The organism is Massilibacillus massiliensis, from assembly GCF_900086705.1.
Classification (GTDB): Bacteria; Bacillota; Negativicutes; order FLKF01; family FLKF01; genus Massilibacillus; species Massilibacillus massiliensis.
Genome location: NZ_LT575483.1, coordinates 3,163,147 through 3,175,061, shown reverse-complemented (window position 1 = coordinate 3,175,061; position 11,915 = coordinate 3,163,147). Strand labels below are relative to the sequence as shown.

Genomic DNA, 11,915 nt, shown 5'->3' with positions numbered 1-11,915 from the left:
GAAAGGGCGTGCACATAAAAATGAAACTATTTCTATTAATCTGTGCTTTCATTTTTATCGGGTTAGTCGAACTTCCCCCCTTATTGAAGAAAAAACAACGCGGTGAGCTAATTGCTTTCCTCGTATTATTTTTCATCGGATTCACACTCAACTTACTCTATGTACTCGATGTGAATGTACCCAATCCGAATAAAGGCATCGAATATTTAATTAAACTTATGTACTAATAAACGTATCTACCAAAAATGATCCATCTATTATTCAAACGAGAAAAACTTCTACCCCTTGTTTTTTTATTTCTTCAATCATTTCGATATCCGCTTCTTTATCCGTAACAATTGTATCAATCTCTTGTAAAGAAGCGACTGTCATAAAGGATCCATACCCTAATTTGGTGTGGTCAATCACGAGGACAACCCTTCTCGCCTGTTTGACTAAAGATCGCTTAGTTTCACCGTCCATGATATCGGGGCTAGTAGCACCTCGAAGTATATCTAAACCATCCGCGCCAAGAAACAATATATCGATTCTAAAATTACTGATAAAGGCACTTGTCATTTGCCCAAAAAAACCTTGAGGTTTTTCACGAAATATGCCTGGCAGCATGATCAACTTAATGTTTTTTGCTGCGCTGAGTATATTCGCAGCCGGCAAAGAATTTGTCATAACGACAATATTTTTCTTTTGTAAAATAGCTTCCGCAATTTCTTTTGTCGTTGACCCGCAATCAATAAAAATAGCAGATCCTTCATGAATCAAGTTCGCGCAAAAATTCGCAATATAATTTTTCTCTTTGCGTAATTTTTCCTCTCTAAACGCCATATTGTGGATCAGTGTTGCCCCATGATTCAGCACTGCTCCACCGTGAACTAGTGTAACAATTCCTTGTTCCGCAAATAGATTCAAATCGCGACGAACAGTCATAGAAGACACATTTAAAATTTCTGCTAACTCCGTTATATTTACGGAGTTATTTTTTTTTAAATAATCTAAAATCTCATTCCTCCGCTTTAATGTTTTCATTCTTATATACCTCAAAAATTATTTATAATATAACATTTATTTTTGTTATATTTTTGTTAATTTAATAGTTTTTAGTTAGACAATATAACATTTAAATGTTATATTGCTAGATTTTTAACATAATTTTAACAAAATTCATTGACTTTTCATCTCTTAACCGAGTATTATACAGACATGAAATCGATTTTTCTTAAACAAATTCAGCCCGCTGATTTTTAATTCAGAATTTAGTTAGGAGTGAATGTCATGAACTTATTAACTGTATCCAATGGAAATCTGGCCGAAGAAATTTATAATTCCATGAAAAGATTCTATTCTAATCCTGATATTGATTATATCATGCTAACAGATGCAAATAAACAACAATACATAGGCATGATCGAGCAGTACTTGGAAACATATACAGAAAATCTCTTAATTCTCTGCGATATCTACGGCAGTACTGCTTTTAATGAAGTTGCAATTTTACTCAATAAACTAAACCGCTTGCATAACACCGCTTTAATATGCGGAATGAATTTACCTATGGTATTTAAACTCTACGGGATGAAGGATAATTGGGATATACAAAGTATCAAATCATTTTACGCTGACTCTGAAAAAAACGGCGTTATCGTTTACGCTCCCAGCATATAAATATGCTGTTTAAAACTTAACAAAAAAATAATCTGGCCTTAATCCTTCACTTTTTTTCCTAAGCTATAATGGAGACAAATACACGAATGATTAAGTGCGAGGTGTTTAGAATGCATACCATATTGATTTTAACTGTTTCGATTGGCAACGGTCATAATCAGGCAGCTTTCAACATGAATCAAGCGCTGCATTCTCTCGGATATACAGTAAAGGTAATCGATTTTCTGCAAATTGAACCTTATCATATCAACTATTTTTTAAGCAAAGCATATCAAAAATTACTTGACTATAAGCCTGCCTTTTTCCGTCAAATTTGCAAAATCAGTGAAACAGAATCATTTGATAATATTCACAACCTCCTTGCAAAAATGAATCGGCGAATCATTGCCAGATTGGTAGAGCAAGAGCATCCCGCTATGGTAATTTGTACACATTTTTTCCCTTTAGCCGCGGCGGCAGCCTACAAACAAAAATATCATGCACCTTTTAAACTGGTCGGCATTGTAACAGACTATACCATACATCCTGTCTGGGACGTTGCGAATGTTGACCAGTATTTTGTTGCGCATCCCTCTTTAGTTTCTCAAATCAAGCATAATAGGCCGCCTATTCACTCCGTAATCCCAAGTGGAATTCCTATTGGTTCAAATTTCACGCCTTCTGCTTCTAGGCAACATAATTTAAATAAAATTTTGGTTATGACAAGCGGTCAAACAGCTAGTAGTATGTCAGACCTCCTTCAAGTACTACAGAGCTTACCACCGCATATCGAAATTACCTTTATTACGGGAAAAGATCATGAACGGCAGAAACAATTAGAAAAGTTTGCCGCCGACAAAAAAAACTTTCACGTGTATGGATATACTGATCAAATTGCTTTTTATATGAAAGACACCGATTTGCTTATTACAAAACCGGGAGGACTCACGATAACAGAAGCACTCGCAACAGCTACACCCTTGCTATTATTTTCACCAATTCCAGGCATTGAAGAAGAAAATGCCAAATTCTTAGAAACGCAAAAATTGGCGTATTGGGCACATAATAAACATCAATTGTTCGCGCACATCACACAACTGATCAATTCTCCTGCAAAACGGGCCGCGCTTTCGGAAAAAATGTTTAAACTCCCGAATTCACAAGCAACGACTGCGATATGCAGCCACCTAACAAATAGCTTAGAGCCAGAGCGGAGGATGGCCTTATGACAATCACCTCTGCACGTTATTTAAATCTCGGTCTTTCTATACTTGGTACTTTCTCCGCCCCTTTGCAATACCTTTTAGATGTCCCCCAAAACCCTAAACTTATTTGTCAGACACATAAATTTTGCAATTTGCAGGCACTTTCGATCCTTAATCAACAGGGTCGTCATACAGAGCACATTGATATGCTGACGAATCATCTACCAGCCCTGCAAGAAGGTGTTGTCTGGGCAGATTTGCAATTCAAGAATATCAATCATTTTTTCAACCCTGTTACTAAAAAAGGGTTGTGGCACTTTTCGCCTGGGGTATACGATTTCTCTGTTTATCTTACAAAGGCATGCCGGCTAGCAAAAAAACAAGATTTAAACAATAGCTTTTTCTTTCTAGGTGCAGCTGCACATCTCTTGCAAGATATGTCAGTACCCCATCATGTCTGTGGTTATTTATTTCATGGGCATAAAAAATTTGAACGTTGGGTTGAGAACCATCTTGAAGAATTCTCACTTTATACACCTTCAATGAAACCAATTAAATCTCCAATTGACCTATTGTACAGCGATGCAATGATCGCGCGCGACTTCATGTCCCAAGTTGAAGAATCCTCCTCTGAAAAACAATACCGTTACGCAGCTGAGACTTTACTTCCATTGGCTTGTATAAGCTCTGCTCAATTATTTGAATGGTTTATAGAGACGAAAATGAAAGGAGTGCCGCATTTTTAATGCAGCACTCCTTTCATTCATGGTTTATATTGTAGACTCGTGCGAATCTTGGACATTCTCTAGATCCGCTGCATCTTCTGCAGCCTCTGCATCTTCCGGATTGTACATCACACGTTCTAACGTTTCCATATCAAGTTCATTTTCCCATTTGGCCATTACAATTGCGGCAATGCCATTCCCAATGAGATTCGTTAATGCCCGACCCTGTGTCATAAAACGGTCGACTCCAAAAATTAGGGCAAGAGCACCTACTGGTATCATCGGCATCGTTGCTAACGTTGCTGCTAAAATGATAAAACCACTTCCGGTAACGCCTGAAGCACCTTTTGAAGTCAAGAGCAAAACAGCTACAATCGTAAGCTGCTGAATCAGTGTAAGATCCGTATTTGTCGCTTGCGCCAAAAAAATGGCTGCCATTGTCAAGTAAATGGAAGTACCATCAAGATTAAAAGAATACCCAGTTGGAATGACAAGTCCCACAATAGATTTAGAACAACCGGCTTTTTCGAGTTTTTCCATCATACGCGGCAAAACGCTTTCTGAAGAAGCTGTGCCAAATACAACCAATAACTCTTCTTTAAAATAAGCAATATATTTCTTAAAACGAATACCTGCCCATTTTGCAATCGGCCAGATAACACAAACGATAAAAATAAAACAAGTAAAATAAAAGGTACCTAATAGTTTTAATAAGGATTCCAGAGATCCAATACCATATTTACCAACCGTAAATGCCATGGCGCCAAACGTACCCAGTGGTGCCAATTTCATAATAATATCAACTAATTTAAATAAAACGTGTGATACGTCGCCAATAAGATCTAAAAGTCTTTGACCTTTCGCTCCAAACTTGGACAATGCCCACCCGAACATTACAGAAAATAATAAAATTTGTAGTATTTCACCTTTTGCAAAGGCATCAATTACTGTGTTTGGAATAATATTCATGAAAAAATCTACTCCATGATGACTCTGCTGCGCTCCATTTGTATACATTGCAACAGCTGCCGGATCCAGACTATTGACATCAATATTCATCCCCGCTCCCGGCTGTAACCAATTTACTAAGATCAACCCAAATAAGAAAGCAAATGTCGTAACTACTTCGAAATAAAGTAATGCCTTTCCACCGACTCTGCCGACCTTTTTCATATCTCCCATACCTGCAATACCACAAACAATTGTACAGAAAATAATTGGTCCTATAATCATTTTTATTAATTTGATAAAAGCATCGCCAAACGGTTTCATGCTCTCGCCGAATGCAGGAAACCAATAGCCTGCTAAAATACCCAGAATAATAGAAGCAAAAACTTGGAAATGTAGTGATTTAAAAAGCTCTTTTTTCAATATTTACACCTACTTTAATTTTGTGATCCATTTTCGAATAAATACATCTTTGTTGCGATGCCTATTCTATTCTAACATCATTATTATTACTTTCAAACATAATACTCCGAAAAATAATGTATACATATAAAATTATACAGTATTTTTTAAAATAAAAATAGACTAATTTATTTAATTTTAAAGCATTTATTTATATATCCCGTGATTAATAAGCAAATATTTGTTTTTTAAATTTTTTCTATAATAAATATAAATGATGATGATGCCTATAGTTCATAATGAGTCAAAACACAGTTTATTTTGATTTTTTGAGCAAATGCTTTTACATTTAAAAACAGACAACTTGCAATCAGAAAATTGATTACATCGTTGCCTGCTCTATAGCTAGCTCGTATCAAACTACGCGGATTTAATTTATATTCCCAGTTCTTTTCGTTTATTTTCTATATGATCCACGTAAATTTGAACGGTCTTATCCGCGCTGGTTTCCACCGTTAATTTACCAAGTCCCAGCGTTTCTGTTGTTTCAGTCAACGTTTTTACGACCAGATCACTACCAGTCACTGAAGGAACTGGTGCAACATGCACTAGCCAGCCAAGTGCAATTGCTGTACAAGCATCTGCAACTGCCTTTTGCTCTAAATATTCAGGTGCCCCAATAACCAATGGCAGCATATTGGTATCTACATCTAAAGCTTCGGCGATTTCTTTCGCCGTTTGTGTCATTTTTCCGATGTCCACACAAGCGCCATAAGATAATACCGGAGGAATTCCTAACGCTTTGCATACTTCTTTTAATCCATCACCAGCTTCGTCAGCAGCTTTAGGATTCGTTAATCCGCTATACTGCATTACCGAAGAGGTACAGCCACCTGACAGAACTAATATATTGTTTTCAATCAATCCTTTTGTAATTCTAAAGATATTGCTGCCACCCTGTCCATAGCGCGCTGTTGTACAACCGACTACAGTTGCGATACCACGAATTTTACCTGCAACAATCGCATCAATCAAAGGTTTCCAAGAACCGCCTAAAGCAGCCTTTACTGACTCTGTACTAAAGCCAACCATACACTCTGATACATATTGCGGAATGTAAATTTCCCGATTTTCGGCTTTGCGCTTTGCATACGCTTCAATTGCCATCGTCAAAACTTTTTCAGCCTGGGCTTGCATTTCTTCCGGCTTGAACTCTATAACTTCAGTCCCCGGCATACGAATCACTTCATGCGTACTAACCATCGTTGTCCCAAACCGTTTAGCGTATAAAGGAAGCGTCGGAATTGTACAATTATAATCAAACATAAATAAATCAATCGCACCCGTCGCCAGCAGATACTCTTCCGACAGCCATTCCCCTTCTTGTCCGCCATAAGCACTCATTTGCCCAGTTGCCTCATAGTTGAGCAATTGTTGTCCTTCACATACATGTCCAAGAATTTGAAGCCCACTCGCTCCTGCCTTACGAGCTTTTTCTTGCCATTCTGGTGTTGAAGCCAATTCAATCACAACATGAGCAGTTAACGGCATATGTCCATTGGTAATAATATTTACCATATCTTTTTTCAATAAACCCATATTTTGTTTTGCAGTCCTTATTTTCTGTGTTCCCATCAAGATTTCCTGTAAAATATCAAGTGCAAATAACCCTTGATATTCATTTGCAATACCTAATCTTACAGAGGTAAGTAGAAAATCCACAGGATCAGCATTTAGATTGGTCATGCACTTTGTCTGCGCCAGTGCAACTTCACTAAATCCACCGCCGGGGAATAAATTTAACTTACGCCATAATTCTTGCCGTTTTTTTGGCGCAAAAGCTTTTGTCATTGTAGATTCTTCCCAATAGGCTCTGCTTATATCTTTTAGCACCCAATCGGCAAATTGAACTGCAACGGTATTGATATCCCCATGATGATTTAAGCCCGCCATTTTAGCATATTTGAGCAGTTTTTCTTTATCGCGAATTTTCAATCCACTCTGTGGGCTTTCTGCCGCTGCTTTTAATGTACGTGCGGCCTGTTGCGCATGAAAAATATTAGCCGAAGTTCCGATCGTAACATGCCGATAAACAAAATTCCTCGCCACCATTACATCTGCATCTACGCCACAATTTCCTCTTGGTGTTTTGGCATTGATACGGCACGGACCATTTGCACATAATTGGCAAGATAAGCCAGATGAACAAAAATTACAGCGAATTTTTTCTTGTTGCTCAAACCGATCAAATACATTGGTAAGCCCTTGCTCATGAACATGCTGATACATTTCACGCATCGCCGGATCCAAGATAACATTTAAAGGATAACCTTCTTTTCCTTGGTCATGTGTCTGAATATGCTGACGCTGCCATTTATGAACCGCTTCCATGGACTCCGGTGATTTTTCAATATCATAAAATTTTTTCGCATTTTCATGTACATCAAAATGGCGATCTGGATTGTTTGTCCCACAAGCATCACCTCGGCCTGCGATAGACTCCACATCGCCACGATTCGTTTCATCTTGACTCGGAATTAAAGAATTTTTATCGTGCGTCACTTACATTCCTCCTTTTTTTCTTAGTATCAACATTCCATAGAAGATTATGTAAAAGAATTGTCAAAATCACGCAAAATTATCATTGTATGTGTTTTTACGTTTTTCAAAGATTTTATTTTTCTTATACAGATATAAAACAAAAAGGATTTTCCGCTGTCAATACAGTTCGAAAATCCCTTTTTACTAACGATGCAATTTTAAAAATTTCTATTGTGTAATTGTTACAACTGTCCCAATTGGCACAATCCGAGATAACTCAAGTACATCTTTATTGTACATACGAATACATCCGCGCGATACGACTTTGCCAATCGAGGACGGATTATTCGTTCCATGGATACCATAATGCGGTTTACTTAATCCCATCCACAGATCGCCAAAAGCCCCTCCGGGATTTGGTACTTTATTGATAATCGTATAAGTACCGATCGGCGTCGGCGTAAGTACTTTGCCAATACCGACAGGATAAGATTTCTCCATAGCACCATCCCGATAAAGCATCAGTCTTCTTTCCTGCCGATTGACAATAATTTTATATGCCATCCCATCGCCTCCTATTTTATTTTATGCGGTATGAAAACAGGAGTGCCGCATTTTATATGCAACACCCCACCTTGTATAGCCTTCATTAAATTATATCGTTGCACCTGTTTGTTTTTGACAAGTCACGTAATTACCTCTAATTTGAAAAAATAATAAAACGGCAACCAATAAAAATAAACCTGCCGTAATCCAAAAGATAGCGGTCATCCCCAACACCATAGACATGACACCTGCAGAAATTGGACCAAATACATTTCCCATGAGTGACGCACCACTCGTAATACCAAATGCCGCACCACGCTTATCTTCCGGGATTAAATAAGCAATAATTGTATTGGAACTTGGAATCATCGCACCAACACAAAGTCCATTCATCGCTCGCAGTATAGACAAAGTCATAATGTCATGTGCGACGATCTGCCCCACAAAAGATATTCCCCCAAGAAAAGCAGCCACAATCAAAATTCGTTTATGAGAAAAATATTTGCTTAACAATCCCATACTCGCCGAAGCAATTGCACTTGTTATCCCGCCAATTGCAATAATCGTACCAGAAATACTGGCAAGATTTTCATGATTAGGCACCATGGATAAAATATAGATAGGTAAAATCGGCCCAATACTTTGAATTGCAAACTGCGCTAAAAATTGCACAAGCAACATCAATTTTAAGTCTCCCAACGACCAAATGTAGTGAAACACTGTTTTCAATGATGGTTTCTCACGGCTAGTAATGGGCTTAAATGTTTCTTTCACTGCGAAATGACTCACAACCAACGCCAAAATGCATAAGCCGCCAAATACGAGGAATGGAGCACGATAACTAAAAGAATCTGCAATCATTCCACCAAGCATTGGTCCTACTGCACCGCCGACAATTAAGGCCGTTTGCAGCATACCTACAGTAAAAGGAATTTTTTCATTCGGTGACATGCTCACCGCCAGCGCAGTCGAAGCAGCAACAAATCCACCGCAAAATCCCTGCAACATACGTAAAATCAATAGCTGATATACATTTGATGCGTACCCCATGATAATCATAATCAACCCAAACATCAATAATACCTTTTCAACCATAGGTTTGCGCCCTTTTCGATCGGCGATTGCCCCCCAAAATAAGATGCAACGCAAGCGGTAGCATCACCATGAACGAAAACAATGATGTATAATTAAAGTATGGCATAAGGTCGATTCTTTTTGAGTCAAGAACTCGACCCCAAAATTGATATGATTTCCTGCTTGCACCACATATTGTCCAGCCCCTTCGGGCGAAAGGACGTGTAGTAAAGTAATAACTTACAGGAAGTCACGCCATATTTTATCTACAAGGGGATGGTATTGTGGACATAACTTATGAGCGTTGTTGTGGGATTGATGTACACAAAAAGATGATAGTTGCCTGTCTAATCTGTGGTGGAAAGCAGCAACTTCGTCAGTTTGGTACAACGACAAAAGAACTGAGAGATTTATCAGCTTGGTTAGTTGACGCCGGTTGTCAAATGATTGCCATGGAAAGTACCGCTTCCTACTGGAAACCATTGTACAATATCTTTGAGCTTTCCGATCTCAATGCCATGGTAGTAAATGCCCAGCACATGAAAGCTTTGCCTGGTCGTAAGACCGACGTCAAAGATGCAGAATGGATTGCCGATCTTCTTCGACATGGGTTACTAAAAGCAAGCTATATTCCAGACCGTGAACAACGGGAACTACGGGAAATCTCTCGCTATCGCAAGAGCTTGATTGATGAGCGAAGCCGAGAGCTGAACCGATTGCAGAAAATGCTAGAAGGAGCCAATGTGAAACTATCCAGTGTAGTAAGTGCCATCAACGGCAAGAGTTCCAGGCGACTTTTGGAAAGCATTGTCCAAGATAAAAAGCTTGATGAAGACGAGATTTTAAGGCTGCTTCATCCTAGTATGCACGCTAAACTCAATGAAATCATGGCTTGCGTTGATGGAATTATTTCGCCCTTGCAACGCAGATTGCTTCGTAATGTCTTGGATCATATTGACGATATGACAAAACGTATCGAAGATATGGACAAACTAATCAAAGACTACTTGAACAAATATGAAGAAGCCATCGCAGCCATAGATGAAATACCGGGTGTTGGGAGAATCAGTGCAGAAACAATCTTAGCGGAAATCGGATTAAATATGAATCGGTTTCCAACCGAAAGACATATTAGTTCTTGGGCTGGTGTGGCGCCAGGTAACCATGAGAGTGCAGGGAAACGAAAGAGTGGAAAAACTACGCATGGAAATACAACATTAAAAGCTATGTTAGTACAATGTGCTAAGGCTGCGCAAAAGACGAAGGGAAGCTTTTTTTCAGCTCAATATCAACGGATTGCAGCGCGAAGAGGAAAAAGCAGAGCCGCCGTAGCTGTGGCTCATTCCATACTAATCGCTATTTACTACATACTAAAAGCAAAAGTTCCTTATCGAGAGTTAGGTTCGGAATATTACAATCAATTTAACCGAGAGAAGAAAATACAATCCTATTTGAAGAAATTAGCGGCTTTGGGTTGGGAGCGCCCCACCACAGCTACAACCTGATTGTCTATATACGATATTTTTTGTCCTGAATTATAGGGCTTGTCTTTGTGCGTCCTTTTTCTAGGATATAGAAGAGGTTTTCATAGTAAAGGATTTGAAATCGCGGCACAAAGAGATGCCGCTCCCATCAATACACCCGACCATAAAGCCATTCTCGCCTCACTTGTAATTCCCAAATGACCTACGTAGAGCGGTAAGAACGAAATCACCCCCGTAATCGCACACATTCCAATAAATTGAACCGACCATAAAATAGCCAAATTCTTTTTCCATCGTTCAATTAACATTCAAGTTCCTTCTTTCAAGATACATTGCAATAACTATAGTAGGTTTCTTGCATTATAGCATAGACAAAACTATAATAAAATTATCAAAAAAGTATGTCTTGTATATCAAATTATTATAGTTAGGAGCTCAATATGGATATTAGAGATATGAAATATTTTTACACAATTGCCGAAGAAGGAAATATCAGCAATGCGGCTAAACGATTAAATATCGCCCAACCAGCCCTTAGCCGGCAAATCAAACAATTTGAAGAACATTTAGGCGTACAATTATTTGAACGCGGCAGCCGTAGAATTAAGCTCACCGAAGCCGGACATTTAATGCATGAACGCGTGGAACACATTTTAGAATTAGTAGAAGGAACTAAAAAAGAAATTAAAGAACTACACTCTGGGCTTGTTGGAACCATTTCTATCGGTACAGTTACCACTTCGGGAGCCATACTGCTGCCAAATTTAATTCATCAATTTCATCAATTGTACCCTGCCGTCACATTTCAATTATGGGAAGGTGACGGTTTCCGTATTTTAGAACTTCTAAATAAAGGCATTATCGAAGTGGGCATCATTCGAACACCATTTGATGCAGACACGTATGAATCGATTACCCTTCCGCCTGAACCATTAGTATTGGCGATGAAAAAAGGCGCTTGTTATTGTGGTGAAGATCCTGCAAGTGTACACATCATCGAACTGGAGCATCAACCACTTATCGTTCCAATCCGCTGGAAATCCATGCTGATCAACTGGTGCAACAAAGCCGGATTTACGCCAAATATCATCTGCTCCTGCGACGGTATTATTATGAATATCCTCTGTGCAAAAATGGGCTTTGGTATGGCTCTCGTTCCTAAATCAACAGAAGGGCTTATTGAAGATGCGACGTTGACCTACAAAACGATTATTGATCCCACTGTATCCACTCAAACGGTTGTTGCTTGGCTAAGAAACCGCCGACTCTCGGCCAGCAGCCAGCATTTTTTATCACTATTAAAAGGAATGAACTAACAAAGGGCAAAAACTTAAAAAAAGACAAGGACGAGA

Annotated in this window: 12 protein-coding genes; 6 read left to right on the top strand and 6 right to left on the bottom strand. The window is 38.7% G+C overall.

The genetic code is table 11. The features are described from left to right. The first annotated feature begins 20 nt into the window (after positions 1-20). On the top strand, positions 21-227 hold the full coding sequence (locus BN6559_RS15195) for a hypothetical protein (RefSeq protein ID WP_110955514.1): 207 nt from the start codon (positions 21-23) through the stop codon (positions 225-227). A 34-nt stretch (positions 228-261) separates the two neighbouring features. On the opposite strand, the gene BN6559_RS15190 is transcribed toward BN6559_RS15195, so the two are convergent. After that, positions 262-1,023, bottom strand: a complete 762-nt coding sequence (locus tag BN6559_RS15190) for a DeoR/GlpR family DNA-binding transcription regulator (RefSeq protein ID WP_110955513.1) — start codon at positions 1,021-1,023, stop codon at positions 262-264. A gap of 246 nt (positions 1,024-1,269) precedes the next feature. On the opposite strand from BN6559_RS15190, the gene BN6559_RS15185 reads away from it, so the two are divergent. From BN6559_RS15185 to BN6559_RS15175, 3 genes are all read left to right on the top strand, one after another. Further along, positions 1,270-1,659: a PTS sugar transporter subunit IIA gene (locus BN6559_RS15185; protein WP_110955512.1), complete on the top strand. Its 390-nt coding sequence runs from the start codon at positions 1,270-1,272 to the stop codon at positions 1,657-1,659. Positions 1,660-1,769: 110 nt separating this feature from the next. After that, entirely contained in the window at positions 1,770-2,867 is a 1,098-nt protein-coding gene (locus tag BN6559_RS15180) for an MGDG synthase family glycosyltransferase (RefSeq protein WP_199884055.1), read from the top strand. Beyond that, entirely contained in the window at positions 2,864-3,589 is a 726-nt protein-coding gene (locus BN6559_RS15175) for a zinc dependent phospholipase C family protein (RefSeq protein ID WP_110955510.1), read from the top strand. The genes BN6559_RS15180 and BN6559_RS15175 overlap by 4 nt, the downstream gene beginning before the upstream one ends. A 24-nt stretch (positions 3,590-3,613) precedes the next feature. On the opposite strand, the gene BN6559_RS15170 is transcribed toward BN6559_RS15175, so the two are convergent. The 4 genes from BN6559_RS15170 to BN6559_RS15155 all read right to left on the bottom strand — a co-directional run bounded on the left by BN6559_RS15170 (position 3,614) and on the right by BN6559_RS15155 (position 9,154). Then, entirely contained in the window at positions 3,614-4,939 is a 1,326-nt protein-coding gene (locus BN6559_RS15170) for a dicarboxylate/amino acid:cation symporter (RefSeq protein WP_110955509.1), read from the bottom strand. A gap of 414 nt (positions 4,940-5,353) precedes the next feature. Next, positions 5,354-7,480, bottom strand: coding sequence for an anaerobic carbon-monoxide dehydrogenase catalytic subunit (gene cooS / locus BN6559_RS15165; protein WP_110955508.1), 2,127 nt, complete (start codon positions 7,478-7,480; stop codon positions 5,354-5,356). Positions 7,481-7,687: 207 nt separating this feature from the next. Then, positions 7,688-8,023: a L,D-transpeptidase gene (locus tag BN6559_RS15160; protein WP_110955507.1), complete on the bottom strand. Its 336-nt coding sequence runs from the start codon at positions 8,021-8,023 to the stop codon at positions 7,688-7,690. Positions 8,024-8,113: 90 nt separating this feature from the next. Next, complete coding sequence (locus BN6559_RS15155; protein ID WP_110955506.1) at positions 8,114-9,154, bottom strand: MFS transporter; 1,041 nt, start codon at positions 9,152-9,154, stop codon at positions 8,114-8,116. 209 nt (positions 9,155-9,363) lie between these two features. Here BN6559_RS15155 and BN6559_RS15150 point away from each other — a divergent pair, with 209 nt between their 5' ends. Next, entirely contained in the window at positions 9,364-10,584 is a 1,221-nt protein-coding gene (locus BN6559_RS15150; RefSeq protein ID WP_110953917.1) for an IS110 family RNA-guided transposase, read from the top strand. 80 nt (positions 10,585-10,664) lie between these two features. On the opposite strand, the gene BN6559_RS15145 is transcribed toward BN6559_RS15150, so the two are convergent. Continuing rightward, positions 10,665-10,871: a hypothetical protein gene (locus tag BN6559_RS15145; protein WP_110955505.1), complete on the bottom strand. Its 207-nt coding sequence runs from the start codon at positions 10,869-10,871 to the stop codon at positions 10,665-10,667. Positions 10,872-11,003: 132 nt separating this feature from the next. On the opposite strand from BN6559_RS15145, the gene BN6559_RS15140 reads away from it, so the two are divergent. After that, positions 11,004-11,879 (top strand): LysR family transcriptional regulator, encoded by an 876-nt coding sequence (locus BN6559_RS15140; RefSeq protein WP_110955504.1) that lies wholly within the window; start codon positions 11,004-11,006, stop codon positions 11,877-11,879. The last annotated feature ends 36 nt before the right edge of the window (positions 11,880-11,915 follow it).